This is a genomic window from Novosphingobium sp. FG90, assembly GCF_057808725.1.
The window spans coordinates 62,097-83,632 of record NZ_JBMDIO010000024.1 but is presented as its reverse complement, the minus strand read 5'-3'; the positions used below and the strand labels follow the sequence as shown (position 1 = coordinate 83,632).

Sequence of the window (21,536 nt, the reverse complement as noted above, 5' to 3'; positions counted from 1 at the left end):
GTCTGAATCACCTCAAGCGGCTCAAGGAAAGAACCTTTTTCCGCAACCTGTTAAAGACCTGCCTCTCTAATCAGCTCAGGCTGAGCCTGTCGAAGCCCCTGCCGCGCGCAACCGTGTCACCGCGGCAATATGCCCTGACACACGTATCGGATGACGAGGCCGTCCTCATTGTCCCAGCGCACCCGCTGCGTCGCGCCCGGCGTTGCCGAGCCGCCCAGCGCCGCGCCGCCCGGATTGAGTACCTGCCATTGCTCCACCCGCGTGGTCCCGGCGGCGCAGTTCATGCTGCGCAGCATGAACTGCATGGTGCCGCGCGGCATCTGGCCTTGCGCCCTGGTCAGTACATCCAGTTCGCGGAAGGTGCGGCCGAGCCCGCCCGCCCTCATGCTCGCGGTATCGATGCGGACGCTGCGGCCCACGGCGGTCTCGACCTCCTGCCTGAACACGCGCACCCAGTTGCCCGAGGTCGCGGTAAGCGTGGACGTCGCCGCGATGGCCGCCACCGGAGCACCCGCCAGCACCAGCGCGATGGCCAGCCTCAAAGCGGGCTTCCGTTCTCGTCGCGGTAGATGTCGCGGCGGCCGACGTGATTGGCGGGGCCGACGTAGCCGTCCTGCTCCATGCGCTCGACCCACTTGGCGGCGGTGTTGTAGCCCACGCCCATCTGGCGCTGGAGCCAAGAGACCGAGACCTTCTGGTTCTCGAACACCAGCTGGCAGACCTGCCGGTACTTGCGCTCGTCGGGCTGGTCGGAGGCCGTCGCGTCGAGGTCGTCGAAGCCGAAGCTGCCTTCCTCGGGCTCGTTGGTGACGGCGTCCACGTAGTCGGGCTTGCCCTGCGAGCGCCAGTACGTCGCGACCTGCTCGACTTCCTCGTCCGAGACGAAGGGGCCGTGGACGCGCTTGATGGGGTCGGAGCTGGGCTTGTAGAGCATGTCGCCCTTGCCCAGCAGCTGCTCCGCGCCCTGTTCGCCAAGGATCGTGCGGCTGTCGATACGGCTGGTGACGGCGAAGGACACGCGGGTCGGCAGGTTGGCCTTGATGACGCCGGTGATGACGTCGACCGAGGGGCGCTGCGTCGCCATGATCAGGTGGATGCCCGCCGCGCGGCTCTTTTGCGAAAGGCGCTGGATCAGCACTTCGATTTCCTTGCCGACGGTGACCATGAGGTCGGCAAGCTCGTCGACGATCAGGACGATCTGCGGCAGCGCCTCGTAGTCGAGCTGGCGGTCTTCATAGAGTTCCTCGCCCGTCTCGGGGTCGAAGCCGATCTGGATGCGGCGGCCCAGCGGCTTGCCCTTGGCGGCGGCGGTGCGGACCTTTTCGTTGAAGCTGGCGAGGTTGCGAACCGAAATCTCGCTCATCTGGCGATAGCGGCGCTCCATCTCCTCGACCGCCCACTTGAGCGCGCGGATCGCCTTGGGCGGCTCGGTGACCACCGGCGAGAGCAGGTGCGGAATATCGTCGTAGCTCTTGAGTTCGAGAACCTTGGGATCGACGAGAATCAGGCGGCACTGCGCGGGCGTCAGGCGGTACAGCAGCGACAGCAGGATCGCGTTGAGGCCGACCGACTTACCCGAACCCGTCGTACCCGCGACCAGCAGGTGTGGCATCGTCGCGAGGTCGGCGACGACCGGCTCGCCGGCGATGTCCTTGCCCAGGATGATCGGCAGCATGCCCTTGTGGTGCGCGAAGGCTTCGGAGGCGACCATCTCCTTGAAGGAGACCATCTGGCGGTTGGCGTTGGGCAGTTCGATGCCCATGACCGTACGGCCGGGGATCGAGGAGACGCGGGCCGAGATCGCCGACATGTTGCGGGCGATGTCGTCGGCCAGACCGATGACGCGGCTGGCCTTGATGCCGGGCGCGGGCTCGAGTTCGTACATGGTGACGACCGGGCCGGTGCGCACGGCGGTGATCTCGCCCTTGACGTTGAAGTCGTCGAGCACCGTTTCCAGCAGGCGCGCGTTGCGTTCGAGGCTGAGCTTGTCGATCTTGGGCTGCGAGTTCGGTGCCGGGTCGGCCAGGAGGTCGAGGCTAGGCAACTCGTATTTGTCGAACATGTCCTTCTGGCGGCTGTCCGAACCGAACTGCGCGGGGATCGGCGCGGCCTTGGGGGCGCTGATTTCGGGTGCCTTGCGGGCAGGCGCAGAGGCAGCAGCAGGCATCTCGGCGGCGCGCAGCGGGGCTTCGGCCTTCTCCGGCTTGTCCGCACGCTCGGCCTTGGTCTCCCGTTCCTTGCCGGGCTTGAACGGCAGGTCTTCGGCGGACGGGAGGCTGATCGGGAGGCGGCCGATGCGGCCTGGCAAGGTCAGCAGGCGCGCCCAGTCGAAGGCGAAGACGCGGCCCGCCAGCACGAGGCCGAGGCCGAGGCAGATCACGGCCAGAGCGAACTTGATCCCGCCATGCGCCGCCTCGGGCGCAAGGCCCGCCAGCGCGGTGATCGCCTTGGCGCCCAGCAGCCCGGAAATGCCGCCCATCGAGGCGGGCAGGGTACCGCCCGGCTTGGTGAACCATAGCGAGAGAACCGTGGCGATCAGCAGCATCGACAGCGCCAGCACGCCGACCGGCACCCACCAGCGCTGGTCGGTATGTTCGACCTCGCCGTCGTCCTCCTCGACCAGCAGCCACAGCTTGCGGCCGAAGACGTAGAGCAGCGGCACGAACAGCGCGGACACCGGGCCGAACAGGAACAGCGCGCGCTCGGCCGTCCAGGCGCCGGTGGAGCCCATCCAGTTCTGCACGTCGCCGCCTGCGGCGGTGGAGGTGGAGGGGTCGGTCTGGTGGTAGCTCACCAGCGCGAGGGCGAGGAACACCATGCCCGCAAAGAGCACCAGCGCGCCGGACAGCTCTCCGGCACGGCGCAGCGAGCGCTTGAGGACGGCGCGCCAGTCCGGCTTGGCGATACGCCGACCGGGCGCGATGGGGCGGGTGGCCATTAAAATTTCCCTCGGGGTTTCCGGGGGCGATTATGCGTTCGCGGGGGACTCCGCGTCAAGAATGGACCGGGAACAGGGCTGTGGAGGCCGGTGGGAGAGTCGGATTAGTGCCTTGTTCTTCCTTTTCGTCACCCTGAACTTGTTTCAGGGTCCATTTCGCGGTTTGAGCCGATGGATTGTACCGCCAGCCGACGGGGCGGTTTGCCGGTCCTCGCTCTGCGTTCGCGGCACGATGGACCCTGAAACAAGTTCAGGGTGACGGGGTGTGGGAGGAGAACGCATCCGCCTCTTCCCATCCCTCACCTCAATTCACCGCCTCTCGCGCCTCGAAGGCCACGCCCGGCAGGTCGGGCGACCGGCGCCAGTCCGCGAGCATGTCGCGCCAGGCGTCCCAGCCGGGGAGGTAGCCCTTGAACAGCGCCCACTTCAGTTCCTTGTCGCCCTCGTTGTTGAAGTAGCTCGGCGTGCAGCCCTGCTGGAACTCGGACATGTCGACCTCGTTGGCGCGGCAGTGCGCGACGTAACCGGCGACACCCTCTGCCGTGGCGCAGAACTTGTCGGCCCCGCGCCGCACCGTCTCGCCGATCATGAAGGCGAGGTGTTCCGCCTGACGCCCGAACTGCTCGGTGGTGCTGGAGTTGGTCGCGCCCTGGATGTAGCCCATGTAGAACATGCCGGGGAACTTGTCGGTGGTGACGCCGTGGAGCGTGGCCGGGCCGTTCTCCCAGTGGTCGTAGATCGACAACCCGTTCTCGCCCTCGACCGTGGCGATACCCCAGCGGCGTTTCAGGTCCGACGTCACCTCGAAGCCCGAGGCGAAGATCATCAGGTCCACCTCGTATTCCACGCCATCGGCGACGAAGCCTTTCTCGGTCATGCGCTCCACCCCTTGCGTGGCGGAGACGTCGATCAGCTTGACGTTGGGCTGGTTGAAGGTGGGGTAGTAGTCGTTGTTCGAGAGCGGCCGCTTGCACATGAAACGGAACCACGGCTTGAGGCTTTCCGCCGTTTCCGGGTCCTCGACGATGGCATCGACGCGGCGGCGCAGGCGTTCCATCACCTGATAGTCGACTACGTCGCGCCGCGCCATGATCTGCCCGATGTCGAGCTGGGGGAAGCCGTCCGCCTCCAGTTCGAGGTTCAGGTTGCGGCTGATCTCGGTCCAGATGTCGCAGATCTGGTCGGGTTCGCCGGGCAGGAAGAACGCCTGCGCGCCCCGGTGGAAGTTCGCCATGCGCTCCTGCTGCCAGCCGGGCTGGAGCGAGGCCGCCCAGTCGGGATCGGTCGGCGGATTGGGCCGCTCGTCGATGTTCGAAGGCGTGCGCTGCAGGACGTAGAGCTGCTTCGCGTACTTGCCGAGGTAGGGCACCGCCTGAACCGCAGTGGCGCCGGTGCCGACGATGGCCACGCGCTTGTCCTTCAGCTTGTCCAGAACCGGCTGTTCCCACGAACCGCCGCTGTAGTCATGCTCCCAGCGGCTGGTGTGGAACATCTTGCCTTTGAAGTCGTGGATGCCGGGGATGCCGGGCAGCTTGGGCATGTTCATCACCCCGCCCGCCATGACCACGAAGCGCGCCCGGATGTCGTCGCCGCGATTGGTCTTTACATGCCAGCGCTTGATGGATTCGTCCCAGACGATGCCTTCCACAAGCGTGTGGAACAGCGCCTTGTCGGCCAGCTCGAAATCCTCGGCCATCTTCTGACAATATGCCTGGATTTCCCAGCCGTCGGAGAACTTCTTGCTGGGCATGTAGCCCGTCTCTTCGAGCAGCGGCAAATAACAGTAGGCATCGTTGTCGCACTGCACGCCGGGATAGCGGTTCCAGTACCACACACCGCCGAAGCCGCCCGCATGGTCGATGTTGCGAACGTTGGTCACACCCTGCTTGCGCAAGTGATAGCCCGCCAGGATGCCCGAGAACCCGGCGCCCAGGATCGCTACGTCGATGTCCTCGACCAGCGGCGCACGCTCGGCGACCGGGGTGAAGGGATCATGTGCATAGTTGTCGGAAAAGTCGCCGGTCGGGCGCACGTACTGCTCGCCGCCCTCGCGGCGCAGGCGCTTGTCGCGTTCGGCCAGGTACTTGGCCTTGAGCGCGGGGATGTCGAGTTCCTCCGGCGCAGGCACGTCGGTCTTGAGGCAGGTCATTTCCAATCCCATTCGTTCGAGGCGCTGATCTTGTGAGTGGCTGTGTCTCTCACGTAAATTTATGTCAACAGTGTTGTTGATTAAGAGGCGTCCGCGGTTTCAGAACGCGCCACGGCGAAGCTGTAGCCCAGATGCTCCATGTAGCCGTGCAGGCCGAGGTCGAGCAGGCCAGCCTTGTCGTGCCAGCCGTCCGAGGTGGCGGCGACGTCCTCGATCGTCCATTGCGGCCGGAAGACGCCCTTGGTTTCCGCCACGAACATGCGCGAGACGCGGCCCGCCATCGAGGCGACCAGTTCGCCCGAGACGGAGCAGCTTTCATGGCACAGCCAGCCGACGACGGGCGCGACCAGTTCCGGGTCCATCGGCGGGTACTGCGAGATGTCGAGGCCTTCGGCCATGCGGGTGACGGCGCCGGGCACTATGGTGTTGCACTTGACGTCATGCGCCTCACCTTCGAGCGCGGCGATGTTGTTGAGGCCGATCATGCCGGACTTCGACATGCCGTAGTTCACGCAGTTGACGTTGCCGTAGACGCCGCCGATCGAGCTGGTCAGCACGATGCGGCCGTAGTTCGCGTCGCACATCGGGCCGAACGCGGCCTGCACGACATGGAACGCGCCGAGCAGGTGGACGTCCACCACGGCGCGGAAATCTTCATAGGGGATGTCGCGGATCGATCCGTAGCGCACGTTGCCCGCGTTGTGGATCAGCACGTCGATGCGGCCCCATGCGTCGAGCGCGGCCTGGATGATGGCGCGGCCGCCTTCAGGGGTGGCGACGGTATCGGCATTGGCGATCGCCTCGCCGCCCGCCGCGACGATCTCGTCCACCACACTTTGCGCGACGCTTGTATCCGGTCCATCCCCGCGGATCGCTCCGCCCAGGTCGTTGACGACAACCTTGCAGCCGCGCGCGGCCAGCAGGAGCGCATAGGAGCGGCCAAGGCCCCGGCCGCCGCCGGTGACCACGGCAACACGGCCGTCGAAACGCATTTCAGGGTTGGACATGATGCAGGCGTCCTCTCTCGGGCGCGCACCCGCGCCGGAAAAACGGCGGCGTTCGGGGCTCGGCGTTCCGGGTGGGCGCGTCTCAATTGGTTATCGGTCAGGCGGACGAATATCTGCACGCGGAGGGGCTTGGCAACGCCGGGCGCGTCGCTCGGGCGATGCTATGCGCCAGGTCCTGTCGGCGCGGGCACATCGCGTTGCACCGGCCCGCGCCCGCCTATACCGTCCAGCCAAAGACCCGGCCTTGGGCTGGGGGAGAGGAATGTATACATGCTGGAAGCCGCCGGCCGCAACGCCAATGGACTGACCGCCAAGCCGGGCGAGGGCTGGGGCCTGCACCGCATGACCCCGGCCAGTCGCCTCAACGGTGCCAACGGCATCCGCACCGGTGCGGACGGTCGTATTTACGTGGCGCAGGTCGCGGGCAGCAAGGTCAGCGCGATCGACGTCGATACTGGCGCGATCGAGACGATCTCTCCCAATGGCGGCGGTATCGTCGGTCCGGACGACCTTGCCTTCGACGAGGCGGGCAACCTCTACTGCACCGAGATCACCGAGGGGCGCGTCTCGATGATGACGCCCTCGGGGCAGTACCGGGTGATCCACGGCGACATGCCGGTGGCGAACCCGATCACGTATCATCAGGGCCGCCTGATCGCGGGCGAGCTGCGCATCGGCGGGCGCATCATGGAACTCGACCGCGATGGCGGCGCGCCGCGCGTGATCTTCGAGGGGGTGCCGATGGCCAATGCCTTCGAGGTCGGCCCGGACGGCAATCTCTACTTCCCGGCGCAGGGCGCGAACGAGATCTGGCGCATCTCCCTCGACGGCGGCGAGCCGGAAGTGGTGGCGAAGGACCTCGGCGTGCCGGATTCGGTGAAGTTCCATCCCGACGGCTCGATCATTTCCACCCAGGTCTATTCGGGGCAGGTGCTCAAGATCGATCCGCGCACCGGCGCGAAGACGGTACTGGCCGACATCGGGCCGGGGCTCGACAACGTCGCCTTCGTGAACGGACGAACGTTTGTCAGCCACATCAACGGCTCGATTACCGAGATCACCGCGCCGGGGCAGACCAGGCCGCTGGTGGAGAAGGGGCTGCAATGGCCGCTCGGCCTTGCGGTGGACGAGCACGGGCACGTCCTGGTTGCGGACGGTGGCTTCACGTACCTGCTGCGTCCCGGCGAACCGCTGCAACTGGCGGGGATGTTGTTCTCGCCCGGGTTCCCGGGCTGGGTGCGCGACGTGACGGCAAGCGGTCCGGACGAATGGATCGTCACCACCGCCAACGGCGATGTGGCCCGCTGGAACCCGGCGGCGGCCACCAGCGAGGTTCTGGCGAGCGGCCATGACCGCCTGATGGGTGTCGCGGCCACATCCGGCGGCGCCGTGTTCGCCGAGTTCGGCACCGGCAGGGTGCACGCGATCGAAGGCGGCAACGTCAGCGAACTCGCCGGCGGTCTCGATCGGCCGATGGGTGTGGCGGTGTCCGGCGATGGAACCGTCTACGTGGCCGAGAGCGGCGCGGGGCGGGTGGTAAAGCTGGCGGGCGGGCGCAAGGAGGTGGTGCTCGACGGCCTCGCACGGCCCGAGGGGCTGACGATCGCGGGGGCTACGCTGTTCATCGCCGATCCGGGCGCCAATGCCCTCGTCGCCAGCGACCTGTCGGGCGGCGCACGGGAGGTTGTCGCCAGCGAGTTGCCGATGGGCGGGCCGGGCGGGCTGCAGCCGGTGCAGCTTGGCGGGGTTGGCGACATGTGCGGGCCGATGAACACGTTCACCGGCGTCGCCGTGGCGCCCGACGGCACCGTCTATCTCTCCGCCGACGCCGAGGGCAGCGTCGTCGCCTTCCGCCGTCTCTAAGGAGTTCTGTCGATGCTCAAGCAGATCTGCTTCTTCCGCAAGCGACCCGACATGACCATGGACGAGTTCATGGACTACTACGAGAACCAGCATTCGCAGCTGGCGAAGAAGTCCGGCGCCAAGCCCGCGATCCCGAACGCGGTGCGCTATGTGCGGCGCTATCTGGTGCCTGAGAAGAACCCCATCACCGGCCAGATCCACGATCCGGGCTACGACTGTATCATGGAAATCTGGTGGAACAGCCGAGAGGATTTCGAACGCTCTCAGGCGATCATTTCCGCGCCCGAGCGCCTGCCGATGACCCGGGCGGACGAGGAGAAGCTGTTCGCGAGCCATGACAACCCGGTGGTGACGTGCATCGAGTACGATTCGCCGATGGGGCCGAACGGCGAGAACACGCATGTGGACTTGCGGTACGAGAACTGAGGTGCACGCCCCCGCTTCCCCATCCGCCCGCGACGAATGGCGCGCGCATCCGCTGCTGCCGGTGGCGGCGGGGCTCGGTTATGCCACCAGCGTCATCCACATCTACGGCATCGGCCCGTTCTACGGTCCCGTCGCCACCGAGTTCGGCTGGAGCCGCACCGAAGTCACTTTCGGCCTGACGCTGGCGACGCTGGTGCAGGCGGTGGGCGGGGTGTTCATCGGCCTTGCCGTCGATCGGTTCGGCCCGCGCCGGTTCGGGGTTGCCGGGCTGGTGCTGCTGGGAATCGCCTTCGCCCTGCTGGGTACGGCCGACGGATCGCTGCTGAACTGGTATCTGCTCTGGGGCCTCGTCGCGCTTGCCGCCTTGCCGGTGCAGGCTTCTGTGTGGACGAGCGCGGTCGCTTCGCGCTTCACCGTGTCGCGGGGCATGGCCTTCGCGGTGACCTTGTGCGGGGCATCGATCGCGGCGGGGGTGTTCCCGCCGATGGCGACGGCCCTGATCGGTGCGCTTGGCTGGAGAGGGGCATTTCCGGTGCAGGCCGCCATCTGGCTGGGCATCGCATTCCCGGTGATCTTCGTGTTTTTCCATGGCCGGTACGACCGTGGCCGCAAGCAGACTGCAGAGGACGCCGTTTCGTGCCCCGCCGACCTTCCCGGAGCGACCTTGCGCGAGGGACTGACCTCGAGCGTCTACCATCGCCTGTTCATCGCCAGCCTGCTGTTCACGTTCACCGTGATCGCCCTGGTGGTCCACTTCACCGCGATCCTCGGCGATGCGGGGGCGAGCCCGATGACGGCTGCCGCCATCGCCTCGTTCGTAGGCTGGTTCTCGCTCGCCGGAAGACTGGGGACGGGAGCGCTGCTCGACCGGCTGCCGGCCTCGCTGGTCGGCGCGGCGGTGTTCATGCTGCCGGTGCTGGGATGCCTGCTGCTCCTGCTCGGCGGCGGCTCGCTGGCCGCGATGGGCACGGCTTCGGCGCTGATCGGGCTTACTCTGGGGGCCGAGATCGACGTCGTCGTCTACCTGCTGACCCGGCACTTCGGCCTGCGCAACTTCGGCGGGCTCTATGGCGGCCTGCTGGCGGCGCTGTCGATCGGCACGGCGATCGGGCCGCTCGTGGCGGCGCAGTTCTACGATCGGACCGGCAGTTACGCGGGGTTCCTGTGGCTGGCGCTGGCTTTCATGGCCGCGAGCAGCGTCGCCATCGGGACGCTGCCGAGGGGCCAGGCGGCATATGCCGCGCACTGAAGGGCCGCGCTCAAGGAACGCCCCGGCGGTTTGCTCCCGCATACCGATAATGAGATAACGGCCGCAAACCCGAACAAGCAGGAACGAGGATATCCATGGGCGAAATCGGCAAGATCGTTCAGGCGCCCGAGGAACTGGTCGCCCCGGTCAATGTGCCAGCCGAGGCTTACGTCTCCCTCGAATACGCGCGCGCCGAGGTGGACAAGCTGTGGCGCAAGGTCTGGCTGCAGGCCGGGCGGGTGGAGGACATCCCCGAGGTGGGTGATTTCATCACCTTCGACATCGTCCACGATTCAGTGATCATCGTGCGCGCCTCGGCGGACGAGATCCACGCTTTTCACAACGTCTGCCCGCATCGGGGACGCAAGCTGGTCGACGTGCCGCCCGGCCAGCGCAACGCACGCGGCAACCGGCGGACGCTGATCTGCGGCTACCACGGCTGGACCTTCGGCCTCGACGGCGCGAACACGTATGTCGAGCATCAGGACGACTGGCAGGGGCACTTGTGCGCCGGCCGTGCCGATCTCGGCAAGGTGCGGGTGGAGACGTGGGGCGGCTGGCTCTGGATCACCCTCGATCCCGAGGCGATGCCGCTGGCGGACTATCTCAATCCTGCCGCGACCATGCTCGATCCCTACGGCCTCCAGAACATGCGCCCGCGCTGGCGCAAGTGGGTGGTGTTCGAGTGTAACTGGAAGGTCGCGATGGAGGCTTTCTGCGAGACCTACCACGTCTCCACCACGCATCCGGAATTCATGGAATTCGGCCAGTTCCGGGGCTGGGCGCGCAATCAGGGCCTGCATTCCAACATCGGCTACGAGGCTCCCAAGGGGCAGGAGGAGGACTCCGGCAAGCTGCGCCTCGGCGCGGGCGAGGACCCGCGCCTGACCACGGCGGACATGCAGAACTTCACCTGGGCCAACGCCAACACCAACACCACGATGACGCTGGTGGGCGTGGCGAACCGGCTCAAGGACGAACTGCCCGAGGGCACGCCGGCGGCCGAAGTCTCGAAGTACTGGATCCAGACCGCCAAGGCCGAGGACGCAGCGCGCGGCGTCGTCTGGGCGCAGGTCGATCCGCTCCATACGGCGCAGGCGGGCACGGCCTGGCAGATCTTCCCGAACTTCCAGATCGGCCACGCGGTCAACAACATGCTCTGCTATCAGGCGCGGCCCTATGGCACCGATCCCGACAAGTGCATCTTCGAGGCGGCGGTCTACGAACTCTGGCCGGAAGGGGAGGCGCCGCAGACCGACTGGGAATACACCGAGCCCGCCGACTGGCCGCCGGTGCTTCAGCAGGACTTCGCCAACATGGCGGCGGTGCAGCAGGGGATGAAGAACGTCGGCTTCCGGGGTGCGCAGCCCAATCCCTACATGGAGCGCTCGGTCGCCTCGCTGCATATGAACCTCGCGAAGTTCATGGGGACGGGCGCGCCGAAGACGTACTGAGGGGGGCTTAGACAGGCTCAGCCGTGACCCTTCGACGAGCTCAGGGTAAGCGGCGGGGGTAGTGCAAACCTTCCAATCCCGCTCAGGCTGAGCTTGTCAAAGCCCCATTGGCATAGCGGAAAGACCTCATGCAGTTCCCCCTGGTCCATGTAAGCTGGGCGCTGGCCGACAACGCACAGCGTCCCGCCTGCGACGCCTTCTTCCGGGAGGTGTTCGGTGCGCAGACCGCTTACGAGATACTCGTCACGCCGGAGACGGAAAAGCTCGGTCTCGACCGTGAGGAATCGCTGCTGATGATCGGCGACACCATGGTCATCCCGATCGCGCCCGCTGGTCCCGGCACGGTGGAAGGCAACCCGCTGGGCGACATGCTGCGCCGTTCGGCGGCGCCGGAGCGCTGGATCGGGCTGGCGCTCAAGGTGGCCGATCTCGGCAAGGCGGATGCGTGGTTCGCCGCGTGCGGCTTCAAGCGGTTCTACGATCCCGGAATGGAAGCGCACTATTTCCTCGTGCCGAAGGGCCAGATGCTGGGAATGCGGCTGGAGATCGTGAAGCAGGACATGCCGAACGATCCGCGCCGCGATCCGGCATGGCGTCCTTCCGGAGATCATCCGCTCGGTATCGAGGGGCTGCAGGCGGTCGGTGTCAGCACCCCCTCGCTGGCCGAGGCGCGGGCTCTGTTCGGGGACGGGCTCGAATGGCCCGCGATCGGCGAACGCGACCTGCCCGAAGGGCGCTGCGCTGCCTTTGCCATGGGCGACACCGTGATCGAGGCGCTGGAAGGCGCACCCGGTTCATCCGCCGCGCGTCATGCTGCCGAGGTGAAGGGCATCTGCCATCTCGTCTTCAAGGTTCGCGATGCGGCAGCGGCGGCGGCCCGGCTGCGGAGCCGGGGCCTGCCGCTGATCGGCGAGGTGGAGGACCGTTTCGCCATCCACCCCGATGCGGCGCACGGGCGGCTGATCTGGCTTACCGGCCAAATCCCGCCGGGCTATCCTCCGGTCGGATCGAAGCTGGGCACATTCTCCCTGCCGCCGAGTTGATTGACGGGCGCGGCATTCGGACCGAATGTCCGGCGTGCCTGTTGGAGACACGTGAGAATGCCATCTGCACATCTGGTGACCAGGCTGGCCTGCCTGGCCGTGGCGGCGCCGCTGGGGCTGCTTCCCGTCGCCGCCGACGCCAGCTTCTATACCGGCAACGAACTCTACAAGGTCTGCACCGCTGATCGCGGCAGCAACACGTATGTAGAGAACACCTACGAATGCATCGCCTATATCACCGGCGCCGTCGATGCGTTCAACACGGTTCGTCGGACCAGCACGGCGAAGACCTGCATCCCCGGGGATGTGACGATCGCCGAGTTGCGCCGTGCGACGGTGGCCTATCTTTCCGATAACCCGGACAAGCGCAGCGAATCCGCGTCGGATCTCGTCTTCGCGGCGACGCGCACGCAATGGCCCTGTGCCAGCAAGCCCGCGACGCCGGCCAAGACCAAGAAGAAGGCGACGAAGAAGAAAAGGTAGCAGCGGGCCGGCGCTGCGGTCCCGGTTTTACTTCGCTTCGGCGATCAGCTTGAGCGCCTCGGGCGAGGTCCAGTCGTTGCCGCCGGTATAGCGCCACACTTCCTTGCCCTGCCTGTCGAACATGATGGTGACCGGCAGGTTGCCCCCGTACTGGAAGCCGAGGTCGCCCTGCTCGTCCACCCAGGGCTGGATCTGCTCGAGTTCGCGGCGACGCAGGATCTCGACGACCTTGTCGGTCTGGCCCATGTCCTGCGAGATCGGCAGGATCGTCACGCCCAGTTCGCCTTCGCGGTCGATCAGCTTGTTGAGCGTGGGCATTTCCGCGATGCACGGTGCGCACCACGTGGCCCACAGGTTGACCAGCAGCGGCTTGCCCTTGAACGAGGAGAGGTCGAGGCTTTCGCCGGTGTTGTCTACCAGGCTGACGGTCGGCATCGGCTCGCCCTTGTGCGAGCGATCGAGTTTGCCGCCTGCTTCCGGCGCCTGTGCCGGGCCGGCCTGTTTCGCTTCTTCGGAAGCCGCCGGTTGCGCGTCCTTGTTCCCTTTACTATCGCAGCCCGCAATCACGAGGGCCGAGGCCCCGGCCAGCGAACACAGGACGAGCGACTTGAGCGAACGGGAAGACAGCAAGGCGACAGGCTCCAATGCAATGTGGGGCGGACGGTTCGCACAGGGACCGTCGGCAATCATGCGCGAGATAAACGCCTCGATTCCCTTCGACAAGGCATTGTGGCGTCAGGACATCGCCGCCAGCAAGGCCCACGTCGCGATGCTGGGCGCCTGCGGCATCGTTTCGGACGCCGACGCGGTGACCATCCGCGACGGCCTCGACGCCGTCGCCGCCGAGTACGAAGCCGATGGCGTACCCGAGGACTGGGACCTCGAGGACATCCACATGACCACCGAGTCGCGCCTCGCGCAGCTCATCGGTCCGGCGGCCGGGCGCCTCCACACCGCGCGATCGCGCAATGATCAGGTCGCCACCGACTTCCGCCTTTGGGTGCGCGATGCGATGGACCAGGCCGATGCGGGCTTGCAGGCGCTGCAGGTTGCGCTGGTCACCCGCGCCGGCGAACATGCCGACAGCATCATGCCCGGCTTCACGCACCTGCAGACCGCGCAGCCAGTGACGCTCGGCCATCACCTGATGGCTTACTACGAGATGATCGGCCGCGACCGTTCGCGTTTCGCCGATGCGAGGAAGCGCATGAACCGCAGCCCGCTGGGTTCGGCGGCGCTGGCCGGCACCGGCTTCCCGATCGACCGCCTGATGACCGCGCAGGCGCTGGGCTTCGACGGCCCAACCGACAACAGCCTCGATTCGGTGTCCGACCGCGACTTCGCGCTCGATTACCTGATGGCCGCCAGCCAGTGCTCGCTGCACCTTTCGCGTCTGGCCGAGGAGTTCATCATCTGGGCCAGCCAGCCCTTCGGCTTCGTGGCGCTGCCCGATGCTCTGTCCACCGGCAGCTCGATCATGCCGCAGAAGAAGAACCCGGACGCGGCCGAGCTGGTGCGCGGCCACTCGGGCCGCATCTCCGGCTGCCTGATGTCGCTGATGATGACGATGAAAGGCCTGCCGCTCGCCTATTCGAAGGATATGCAGGACGACAAGCCGCCGGTGTTCGAGGCGGCGGGCCTGCTGGCGCTGTCGATCGCGGCGATGACCGGCATGGTCGCCGACACCCGCTTCAAGACCGACCGCATGCGCGCCGCCGCCGAACTGGGCTTCGCCACCGCGACCGATCTGGCCGACTGGCTGGTGCGTCAGGCCGACATTCCCTTCCGCGAGGCGCACCATATCACCGGCGCGGCGGTCAAGCTGGCCGAGCAGCGCGGGGTGCCTCTCGATCAATTGCCGCTCGAAGACCTCAAGGCCATCGACAGTCGCATCGACGAGCGCGTATTCAACGCGCTCTCGGTCGAGGCTTCGGTCGCCGCGCGGTGCTCGCACGGCGGCACCGCGCCCGAGCAAGTGCGCCTGCGCGTGGCGGATGCCCGCGTTTCGCTTGGTCTGGAGTAGTAGGTTGATGAAGAAGGCCGCTGTTGTTCTGGTGCTCCTCAGCCTTGCCGCGTGCGGGCAGAAATCGGCGCTCGGCCTGAAACCGGGGCAGCAGATGCCGCCCGCGCCTTATGGCCGGGCGGACAAACCGGCGGCCTCGGAACTTCTCACCACGCCGACCATCGCCATCCCCGAGCGCAGCGTCGAGCTGCGGACCCGCTCCGAGGAACGCCAGGACGACCCGTTCGACCTGCCGCCGCCCGAAGCCCCGCAGCCCGACCCGACTACAGCCGCATCCGGCCAGCCCGAGTAAGAAAATTCCATGGATCATTTTGCAATTACAGACGGCGCGATGAACGCCGAACAGGTGCCGCTGGCCGATATCGCCCGCGAAGTCGGCACCCCGGTCTACGTCTATTCGCGCGCTACGCTCTCGCGCCATGCGAAGGTGTTCCGCGAGGCGCTTTCGGCGCTGCCCAGCATCCACATCGCCTTCGCGGTGAAGTCCAACCCGAACCTTGCCGTCCTGCGCCTGCTGGCGAAGGAAGGCTACGGCGCCGACGTCGTCTCCGAGGGCGAGATGAACCGCGCGCTGGCAGCGGGCATGAAGGCGCAGGACGTCGTTTTCTCCGGCGTAGGCAAGACCCGCGCCGAACTGGCCGCCGCCGTGCGCGCCGGGATCGGCCAGTTCAATCTCGAAAGCGAGGAAGAGGGCGTCGAACTCTCGGAGATCGCGGCGGAACTGGGCGCCAAGGCGACCTGCACCCTTCGCGTCAATCCGGACGTCGATGCGCGCACACATGCGAAGATCTCGACGGGCAAGGCCGAGAACAAGTTCGGCGTCGCCTATGACCGCGCGGCCGGTATCTATGCCCGCCTTTCGGCGCTGCCGGGGCTGGAGATGCGCGGCCTTGCCGTCCACATCGGCAGCCAGATCAGCGACCTCGAACCCTCGCGCCAGGCGTTCATCAAGATGGGCGCGTTGATGGCAACGCTGCGTTCGCAGGGCCTGACCGTCACGCACATGGACCTCGGCGGCGGCCTCGGCGTGCCCTACAAGGCGACCGACGACCTGCCGACGCCCGCCGACTACGGCCGCATGGTGGCCGAAGTCGCGGGCGACTGGGGCGTGACGCTGATGTTCGAGCCGGGCCGCGTCATCACCGGCAACTCGGGCGTGCTCGTGACGGAAGTGGTGCGCGTCAAGCAGGGCACCACGAATCCGTGGATCGTCGTCGATGCGGCGATGAACGACCTCGCCCGCCCGGCGATGTACGATGCCTGGCACGACTTTGCGGCCGTGCACCCCTCGGGCGAGACGATGACCGCGAACATCGTCGGCCCCATCTGCGAAAGCTCCGACACGTTCGCCATGGCGCGCGAAATCGACGTGGTGAAGGCGGGCGACCTCGGCGTGTTCCGCACCGCCGGTGCCTATGGCGCGACGATGGCGAACACCTACAACAGCCGCGCGCTGGTGCCCGAGGTTATGGTGGACGGTGACAAGTGGGCGCTCGTCGCCAACCGCATCGAGCCTGCCACGATCCTCGCCGCCGAGCAGGTTCCGGACTGGCTGGACTGACGGCATGATCGAAAGCCTTCCCCTGTTTCATCGCATCGCTGGCTGTCCGGTCGTGGTGCTGGGTGAGGGGGAGGCGGCCGAAGCCAAGCGGCGGCTGGTCGAACGCGCTGGCGGGCTGGTGGTCGGCAACCTCGACGAGGGCATCGCGGCAGGTGCCCGGTTGGCCTTCGTCGTGCAGGAAGAGGACGCCCGGGCCGAGGCGGACGTCGCCGCAGCGCGCCGGGCGGGGCTGCTGGTGAACGCCACCGACCGCCCGGCCCTTTGCGATTTCACGGTGCCCTCGATCCTGGACCGTTCGCCGGTGCTTATTGCGGTAGGCACGGGCGGTGCCTCGGCTGGCCTTGCGAAGCAATTGCGGTTGCGGCTGGAAACGCTGCTGCCACAATCGCTCGGCGCACTCGCTTCTGCTTTGCAGAATGCACGCGGGCGGCTGCGCGAACGCTTTCCCGAACCCGGCGACCGTCGCCGTGCGTTGGATGCGGCGCTGACGGCGGGCGGTACACTCGATCCGCTTGTCGCGAGCAGCGCTGAGCGGGTGGATGGCTGGGTGAAGGACGCTGTCGCCGACGAGGGCGAACTGGTGGAAATCACCCTTCGCAGCGGTGATCCCGACGATCTGACGCTCCGCCAGGCCCGCCTGCTGGGCGCTGCCGATGTCGTCATCCATGATCCGCGCGTGCCGCAGGCGATCCTCGATCGCGCCCGCGCCGATGCACAGCGGCATGTTCTGCCCAAGGCCCCGCCGCGCGCAGGACTGACGGTGGTGCTGACGCTCGGTTGAAAAGGGGGCAGCAGGTCCTGTCTGGGTGGTAGGCTCAGACCGTCATCCCAGCGAAGGCTGGGACCGTTGTGACCATGATGAGCCCTCGCGGCAAGGCATTGCTAACCCCATCCCGGCCTTGCCGAGAAGCAGCGTGATGGCGAGAGCGGTCCCAGCCTTCGCTGGGACGACGATGATGTTCGGGCGGCAATGGGTGTTAGCGGCAATTCCGTCCAGCGCCCTTCTAGAACAGCCCCCCAGCCAGCGCATCGATGGCGCCCTGCAGGATCACCGCCGCCGCCGCCGAATCGATCCGCGTGGCGCGCTTGGCGCGGCTCATGTCCTGTTCGATGAGGCCGCGTTCGGCGCTGGAGGTGGACCAGCGCTCGTCCCATAGCAGGATCGGCAGGCCCAGTACCGACAGGTTGCGCGCATAGGCGCGGCTCGACTGCGCGCGCGGGCCTTCGGAGCCGTCCATGTTGAGCGGCAAGCCGATGACGATGCCCCTGATCGAACGTTCGCGGATCAGGTCCTCCATCAGCGCCTTGTCGGCCCCGAACTTGCCGCGCTTGATCGTCTTGCCGGGCGAGGCGATGCGCCAGCCGGCATCGCAGAAGGCGGTGCCGATGGTCTGCGTGCCGAGGTCGAGGCCGAGCAGCGCGCCCTTGTTCGGCAGGGCCTCGCGGAACTCCAGCGAACTGGTGGTGGGGGTCACTTTTGCTGCTTCGCCAGCCACGCTTGGGTGCGCCTTTCGAAATCGGCCCTGAGGTTCGCCCAGAACAGGGTCACGTCATAGAGGTGATAGTTGTTGCCCGGCAGCACGTAGGCCCCAAGGTCGAGTTTGGGCGGCGGGCCGATGTGGAGGAAGTAGTCGGGGCCGCAAGCCGCGGGAACGATCTGCGCGGCCATGGTCCCGCTGCGCGCCTTGAAGTCGGGGACGAGGGTGCCGAGGTTCGCCTCGGCCCCGGCGGCGCTGTTCGGCACGCCGGTCAGCGGGTTGGTGCACAGGAACGCGCTGCCCGCCACCGACTGCGCGTCAAGCCCGGTGCGCCGGGCATAGGCCTTGAGCAGCATCGCGGTATCCGCCGGGTCGGCGACCGAAAGCCAGCTGACGATGCAGCCGGGCTCGTCCGCGCGCTGGCAGGCGGGGACGCCCATCTTTGGCAGGTCATGCTCCAGCGAGACCGGCCAGCCGATCACCCATGCCCCGACGAGGCGCTGCGCCAGCGGCGTCCCGGCGATGCGATCGCGCATCAGGCGGCGCAGCAGGAACGCGCCCTGGCTGTGGCCCACCAGCGCGATCGGCTGGTCTGGTTTGAGGTTGCGGGTGAAGATTTCGAACGAGGCGAGCACGTCGGCGTAGGCCAGGTCGATTGCCTGCGCGGCCTCGGGCTTGGCGGTCAGGAAGGTGCCGACGGCGGCCTGCCGGTAGCGCGGCGCCCAGATTTCGCCTTCGTTGAACGGGCTAGCCATGCCCTGCACGAAGAGGTTCGCGCGGTCGCGGCTGACTGTGTCGTCCAGCGCGGCGTTCCAGGCGTCACGTGCGATGTAGCTGGTTGGGTGGACGAAGAAGACCGCGACCGGGAGTTTTGTCTGGGGGGCCTCGATGCCGGGAGGGAGCCACGAGGAGGGATCGTCCTTCATGCCCGGCCGGGCGACCCACATCGCCGGGTTGTTCCACGATTCGGGCGGCAGCGCCTGTTGCTCGGCAAAGGAGACGCTGGGCACGAAGGCCATCTCGGTCAGGTCCTCGGACCAGAACCACAAAGCCAGCATCAGCGCCAGCACCGCTACCGTCAGTCCCGCGATGACGTAGAGGAACTTGCGCGCCATGCCCCGTCAGTACGCCTTGGACGGATCGACGCGCGGGCGCAGGCTGGTGAAGGCGCGGCCTTCGCGCATGGAACTCCACCAGGTCAGCGGGTTCCAGCTTTGCGAACCGTCGAGCGAGAAGGTGATGAACTCCGCCCGGCCGCCGATGTCGGAGAGCGGCACCGGACCTCCGAGCCCGCCGTCGGGCTGGCCCTGCCAGTTGGTGGTGAAGGGTGCGCGGCTGTCCGCCGAACGGTCGCGGTCATCGCCCATCAGGAAGACGTGGCCTTCCGGGATCGTCACCTCGGGGTAGTTGTCGAGGCTCTGGTCGATATAGTCGATCACCTGATAGCTGGCGCCGTTGGGCAGCGTCTCGCGGTAGGTCGGCAGTTCGTAGACCTCGCGGCCGGAGGGCAGGCGGGTGCGGTATTGCTCGAAGCCGTCGTAGCAGTGGCCCGGCTCCTGCCCTTCGCAGGTCAGCTTGTCGTCGGCGGGGATCTGCACCGGCGGCTCGATCTCGCGCGGGATGAACTTGCCGTTGAGGCGGATGCGGCCGTCGATCACGGCGATGCGGTCTCCCGGACGGGCGACGACGCGCTTGATGAGGTCGGCCTTGCGGTTGCCGGGCACCACGATGACGATGTCGCCGTACGCGGGCGTGGAGCCGAGGATGCGCGTGGTCGAGCGCGGCAGCAGGTGGAAGCTCAGCGACGACCAGTTCCAGCCGTAGGGATACTTCGACACCACCAGCCGGTCCCCCACCAGCAGCCCCGGCATCATCGAGATCGAGGGGATGTAGAACGGCTTGGCCACCAGAGAATGAAACGCCAGCACGCCCAGCAGCATGACGAAAAGGCCGCGCAATTCGTGCCACCAGTTCGTGGTGCGAGGCTGCCTTGCCGGCTTTGCCTGTTCGATAGCTTCGGGCCGGGCGATTTGTTCGGTCATGCGGGGGGAAACTCGGCGATTAGGAGAGGGGGCGTGCTTCGATGATCACGAAGGCCTGCGCCCATGGGTGGTCGTCCGTGAGTGTCAGGTGAACCACGGCTTCATGGCCTGCGGGGATCATGGAATTCAGCCGTTCCTTCGCGCCGCCGGTCAGCGCCAACGTCGGCGCGCCCGAGGGGGCGTTGACGACGCCGATGTCCTTCATGAACACGCCCGCCTTGAACCCGGTTCCGACCGCCTTGGAAAACGCCTCCTTGGCAGCGAAGCGCTTGGCCAGCGTGCCCGCGATGGTGTGCGGGCGGCGGGCGGCCTTGGCGCGCTCCACCTCGGTGAAGACGCGACCCAGAAAGCGGTCGCCGTAGCGCTCAAGCGAACTGGCGATTCGCTCGATGTTGCACAGGTCCGAACCGAGGCCGATGATCATGCCCGGGCTCCCGGTTGCTTCGTCATCACCGCACCTCGTCCATCAGCGCGCGCATCTTTTTCACGCTGGCTTCCAGCCCGATGAAGATCGCCTCGCCGATGAGGTAGTGTCCGATGTTGAGTTCCGCCAGTTGCGGAATCGCCGCGATGGGCTGGACGTTCTCGTAAGTCAGGCCATGCCCGGCATGCGGCTCGATGCCGTTCTTGGCCGCCAGCGCCGACATGTCGACGATCCGGCGTAACTCGTGCGCGACCTGCTCGCCCTCGGCATGGGCGTATTCGCCGGTGTGGAATTCCACCACCGGGGCGCCGAGTTTCATTGCTGCTTCGATCTGGCGCGGTTCGGGGGCGATGAACAGACTGACGCGAATCCCCGCGTCCGACAGACGCGCGACGATGGGCGCGAGGCGGTTGTGCTGGCCCGCCGCGTCGAGGCCGCCCTCGGTGGTGCGCTCCTCGCGCCGCTCGGGCACGATGCAGACGGCGTGGGGGCGGTGCCTGAGGGCGATCTCCAGCATCTCGTCGGTCGCCGCCATCTCCAGGTTGATCGGCAGGCCGGTGGCCTCGGCGACGCGGAAGAGGTCGTCGTCGCGGATGTGGCGGCGATCCTCGCGCAAGTGCACGGTGATGCCGTCGCCCCCGGCGCGCGCCACGATCTGCGCAGCACGGGCCGGATCCGGATGCTCGCCGCCGCGCGCGTTTCGGATCGTCGCGACATGGTCGATGTTGACGCCGAGACGCAGGCGGGCGGGCTTGAGCACGTTCATTGGATCATCCGATAATGAGAATTACTGGGCGCGGCTGCCGGGCTTGACGGCCTGCGAGGAGGCGAGTTCGGGCGGCAGTTCGTCCGGCGCGTAAGTCGGAAAGTTCAGCGCGACGAGCGGGAAGAACGGGACGCCCAGATCCACCGATCCGGCCGAGCGATCGACCAGCGAGGCCGCAGCGATCACGGTGCCGCCGGCTTCCTCGATGGCCTTGATGGCCTCGCGGCTGGACAGGCCGGTGGTGACCACGTCCTCGACCATCAGCACTTTGTCGCCCGGTTCCAGCGAGAAACCGCGGCGCAGTTCGAAAGTGCCGGTCGGGCGCTCGACGAACATCGCGTCGACCTGCAGGGCGCGGCCCATCTCCTGGCCGATGATGACGCCGCCCATCGCGGGCGAAACCACCTTGGTGATCTGCTTGCGAATATCGTGCGGCAGCTTCGATGCGATCGCTACGGCAAGACGCGCGGCGCGGTCGGGGTTCATCAGCACGCGGGCGCACTGAAGATAGTACGCACTGTGGCGGCCGGACGAGAGCAGGAAGTGTCCTTCCAGCAGCGCCTTGCAGGCGCGGAATTCGGCGAGGACCTCTTCTTCAAGCATTTGCAACTATACCTCTGGAGCGTTTTT

The 21,536-nt window shown here is 66.9% G+C and carries 21 protein-coding genes; 10 read left to right on the top strand and 11 right to left on the bottom strand.

All coding sequences use genetic code 11. The features are described from left to right. Window positions 1-116: 116 nt before the first annotated feature. The 4 genes from ACODRZ_RS18865 to ACODRZ_RS18850 all read right to left on the bottom strand — a co-directional run bounded on the left by ACODRZ_RS18865 (window position 117) and on the right by ACODRZ_RS18850 (window position 6,094). Window positions 117-542, bottom strand: a complete 426-nt coding sequence (locus ACODRZ_RS18865; protein WP_488971955.1) for a hypothetical protein — start codon at window positions 540-542, stop codon at window positions 117-119. Further along, window positions 539-2,938, bottom strand: coding sequence for a DNA translocase FtsK (locus ACODRZ_RS18860; RefSeq protein ID WP_488971956.1), 2,400 nt, complete (start codon window positions 2,936-2,938; stop codon window positions 539-541). Before ACODRZ_RS18860 ends, ACODRZ_RS18865 begins: the two co-directional genes overlap by 4 nt. A gap of 304 nt (window positions 2,939-3,242) precedes the next feature. Then, window positions 3,243-5,087, bottom strand: coding sequence for a flavin-containing monooxygenase (locus ACODRZ_RS18855; protein WP_488971957.1), 1,845 nt, complete (start codon window positions 5,085-5,087; stop codon window positions 3,243-3,245). Window positions 5,088-5,167: 80 nt separating this feature from the next. Beyond that, on the bottom strand, window positions 5,168-6,094 hold the full coding sequence (locus ACODRZ_RS18850) for an SDR family NAD(P)-dependent oxidoreductase (RefSeq protein WP_488971958.1): 927 nt from the start codon (window positions 6,092-6,094) through the stop codon (window positions 5,168-5,170). Window positions 6,095-6,364: 270 nt separating this feature from the next. Between ACODRZ_RS18850 and ACODRZ_RS18845 the strand changes: the two genes are divergently transcribed. The 6 genes from ACODRZ_RS18845 (at window position 6,365) to ACODRZ_RS18820 (ending at window position 12,612) form a co-directional block, all read left to right on the top strand. Further along, window positions 6,365-7,957, top strand: a complete 1,593-nt coding sequence (locus tag ACODRZ_RS18845) for an SMP-30/gluconolactonase/LRE family protein (RefSeq protein WP_488971959.1) — start codon at window positions 6,365-6,367, stop codon at window positions 7,955-7,957. A 12-nt stretch (window positions 7,958-7,969) separates the two neighbouring features. Continuing rightward, the gene (locus tag ACODRZ_RS18840) at window positions 7,970-8,383 is read left to right on the top strand and encodes an EthD domain-containing protein (protein ID WP_488971960.1); all 414 of its coding nucleotides are present in this window, start codon (window positions 7,970-7,972) and stop codon (window positions 8,381-8,383) included. Between the two features lies 1 nt (window position 8,384). Next, a complete protein-coding gene (locus tag ACODRZ_RS18835) occupies window positions 8,385-9,632 on the top strand; it encodes an MFS transporter (protein WP_488971961.1) in 1,248 nt (415 codons plus the stop codon). 95 nt (window positions 9,633-9,727) lie between these two features. Further along, window positions 9,728-11,086 carry an aromatic ring-hydroxylating oxygenase subunit alpha gene (locus ACODRZ_RS18830; RefSeq protein ID WP_488971962.1) on the top strand — a complete coding sequence of 453 codons (1,359 nt, stop codon included), beginning with the start codon at window positions 9,728-9,730 and terminating at the stop codon, window positions 11,084-11,086. A 128-nt stretch (window positions 11,087-11,214) separates the two neighbouring features. After that, window positions 11,215-12,129 carry a VOC family protein gene (locus tag ACODRZ_RS18825; RefSeq protein ID WP_488971963.1) on the top strand — a complete coding sequence of 305 codons (915 nt, stop codon included), beginning with the start codon at window positions 11,215-11,217 and terminating at the stop codon, window positions 12,127-12,129. A 57-nt stretch (window positions 12,130-12,186) separates the two neighbouring features. Continuing rightward, window positions 12,187-12,612: a Rap1a/Tai family immunity protein gene (locus ACODRZ_RS18820; RefSeq protein ID WP_488971964.1), complete on the top strand. Its 426-nt coding sequence runs from the start codon at window positions 12,187-12,189 to the stop codon at window positions 12,610-12,612. Between the two features lie 27 nt (window positions 12,613-12,639). Here the strand turns inward: ACODRZ_RS18820 and ACODRZ_RS18815 are convergent, their stop codons facing one another. Further along, window positions 12,640-13,242, bottom strand: a complete 603-nt coding sequence (locus ACODRZ_RS18815) for a TlpA family protein disulfide reductase (RefSeq protein WP_271180850.1) — start codon at window positions 13,240-13,242, stop codon at window positions 12,640-12,642. Between the two features lie 19 nt (window positions 13,243-13,261). Here ACODRZ_RS18815 and argH point away from each other — a divergent pair, with 19 nt between their 5' ends. Genes argH through ACODRZ_RS18795 form a run of 4 tightly spaced genes read left to right on the top strand, consistent with a single transcriptional unit; the run spans window position 13,262 to window position 16,977 of the window. Next, window positions 13,262-14,635, top strand: a complete 1,374-nt coding sequence (argH, locus tag ACODRZ_RS18810; RefSeq protein ID WP_488972024.1) for an argininosuccinate lyase — start codon at window positions 13,262-13,264, stop codon at window positions 14,633-14,635. Between the two features lie 7 nt (window positions 14,636-14,642). Continuing rightward, window positions 14,643-14,927 (top strand): hypothetical protein, encoded by a 285-nt coding sequence (locus tag ACODRZ_RS18805; RefSeq protein ID WP_488971965.1) that lies wholly within the window; start codon window positions 14,643-14,645, stop codon window positions 14,925-14,927. Between the two features lie 9 nt (window positions 14,928-14,936). Further along, window positions 14,937-16,196 carry a diaminopimelate decarboxylase gene (gene lysA, locus ACODRZ_RS18800; protein ID WP_488971966.1) on the top strand — a complete coding sequence of 420 codons (1,260 nt, stop codon included), beginning with the start codon at window positions 14,937-14,939 and terminating at the stop codon, window positions 16,194-16,196. A 4-nt stretch (window positions 16,197-16,200) separates the two neighbouring features. Continuing rightward, entirely contained in the window at window positions 16,201-16,977 is a 777-nt protein-coding gene (locus tag ACODRZ_RS18795; RefSeq protein WP_488971967.1) for a precorrin-2 dehydrogenase/sirohydrochlorin ferrochelatase family protein, read from the top strand. 223 nt (window positions 16,978-17,200) lie between these two features. Here the strand turns inward: ACODRZ_RS18795 and ruvX are convergent, their stop codons facing one another. The 6 genes from ruvX to pyrE are packed head-to-tail and all read right to left on the bottom strand — an operon-like array spanning window position 17,201 to window position 21,509. Continuing rightward, window positions 17,201-17,692, bottom strand: coding sequence for a Holliday junction resolvase RuvX (ruvX, locus tag ACODRZ_RS18790; RefSeq protein WP_488971968.1), 492 nt, complete (start codon window positions 17,690-17,692; stop codon window positions 17,201-17,203). Beyond that, complete coding sequence (locus tag ACODRZ_RS18785; RefSeq protein WP_488971969.1) at window positions 17,668-18,789, bottom strand: DUF3089 domain-containing protein; 1,122 nt, start codon at window positions 18,787-18,789, stop codon at window positions 17,668-17,670. The genes ruvX and ACODRZ_RS18785 overlap by 25 nt, the downstream gene beginning before the upstream one ends. 6 nt (window positions 18,790-18,795) lie before the next feature. Beyond that, window positions 18,796-19,716 carry a signal peptidase I gene (gene lepB, locus ACODRZ_RS18780; protein WP_488971970.1) on the bottom strand — a complete coding sequence of 307 codons (921 nt, stop codon included), beginning with the start codon at window positions 19,714-19,716 and terminating at the stop codon, window positions 18,796-18,798. 19 nt (window positions 19,717-19,735) lie between these two features. Next, complete coding sequence (gene acpS / locus ACODRZ_RS18775) at window positions 19,736-20,140, bottom strand: holo-ACP synthase (protein WP_488971971.1); 405 nt, start codon at window positions 20,138-20,140, stop codon at window positions 19,736-19,738. A gap of 25 nt (window positions 20,141-20,165) precedes the next feature. Beyond that, window positions 20,166-20,906: a pyridoxine 5'-phosphate synthase gene (locus tag ACODRZ_RS18770; protein WP_488971972.1), complete on the bottom strand. Its 741-nt coding sequence runs from the start codon at window positions 20,904-20,906 to the stop codon at window positions 20,166-20,168. Between the two features lie 21 nt (window positions 20,907-20,927). Then, complete coding sequence (pyrE, locus tag ACODRZ_RS18765) at window positions 20,928-21,509, bottom strand: orotate phosphoribosyltransferase (RefSeq protein WP_008831550.1); 582 nt, start codon at window positions 21,507-21,509, stop codon at window positions 20,928-20,930. Window positions 21,510-21,536: the final 27 nt, after the last annotated feature.

Bases quoted from the DNA above. Each gene is read 5' to 3' on its own strand.
- ACODRZ_RS18860 (WP_488971956.1), bottom strand. From the start codon at position 2,938: ATGGCCACCCGCCCCATCGCGCCCGGTCGGCGTATCGCCAAGCCGGAC.
- ACODRZ_RS18855 (WP_488971957.1), bottom strand. From the start codon at position 5,087: ATGACCTGCCTCAAGACCGACGTGCCTGCGCCGGAGGAACTCGACATC.
- ACODRZ_RS18850 (WP_488971958.1), bottom strand. From the start codon at position 6,094: ATGTCCAACCCTGAAATGCGTTTCGACGGCCGTGTTGCCGTGGTCACC.
- ACODRZ_RS18845 (WP_488971959.1), top strand. From the start codon at position 6,365: ATGCTGGAAGCCGCCGGCCGCAACGCCAATGGACTGACCGCCAAGCCG.
- ACODRZ_RS18840 (WP_488971960.1), top strand. From the start codon at position 7,970: ATGCTCAAGCAGATCTGCTTCTTCCGCAAGCGACCCGACATGACCATG.
- ACODRZ_RS18830 (WP_488971962.1), top strand. From the start codon at position 9,728: ATGGGCGAAATCGGCAAGATCGTTCAGGCGCCCGAGGAACTGGTCGCC.
- ACODRZ_RS18825 (WP_488971963.1), top strand. From the start codon at position 11,215: ATGCAGTTCCCCCTGGTCCATGTAAGCTGGGCGCTGGCCGACAACGCA.
- ACODRZ_RS18820 (WP_488971964.1), top strand. From the start codon at position 12,187: ATGCCATCTGCACATCTGGTGACCAGGCTGGCCTGCCTGGCCGTGGCG.
- argH (WP_488972024.1), top strand. From the start codon at position 13,262: ATGTGGGGCGGACGGTTCGCACAGGGACCGTCGGCAATCATGCGCGAG.
- ACODRZ_RS18805 (WP_488971965.1), top strand. From the start codon at position 14,643: ATGAAGAAGGCCGCTGTTGTTCTGGTGCTCCTCAGCCTTGCCGCGTGC.
- lysA (WP_488971966.1), top strand. From the start codon at position 14,937: ATGGATCATTTTGCAATTACAGACGGCGCGATGAACGCCGAACAGGTG.
- ACODRZ_RS18795 (WP_488971967.1), top strand. From the start codon at position 16,201: ATGATCGAAAGCCTTCCCCTGTTTCATCGCATCGCTGGCTGTCCGGTC.
- ACODRZ_RS18785 (WP_488971969.1), bottom strand. From the start codon at position 18,789: ATGGCGCGCAAGTTCCTCTACGTCATCGCGGGACTGACGGTAGCGGTG.
- lepB (WP_488971970.1), bottom strand. From the start codon at position 19,716: ATGACCGAACAAATCGCCCGGCCCGAAGCTATCGAACAGGCAAAGCCG.
- acpS (WP_488971971.1), bottom strand. From the start codon at position 20,140: ATGATCATCGGCCTCGGTTCGGACCTGTGCAACATCGAGCGAATCGCC.
- ACODRZ_RS18770 (WP_488971972.1), bottom strand. From the start codon at position 20,906: ATGAACGTGCTCAAGCCCGCCCGCCTGCGTCTCGGCGTCAACATCGAC.
- pyrE (WP_008831550.1), bottom strand. From the start codon at position 21,509: ATGCTTGAAGAAGAGGTCCTCGCCGAATTCCGCGCCTGCAAGGCGCTG.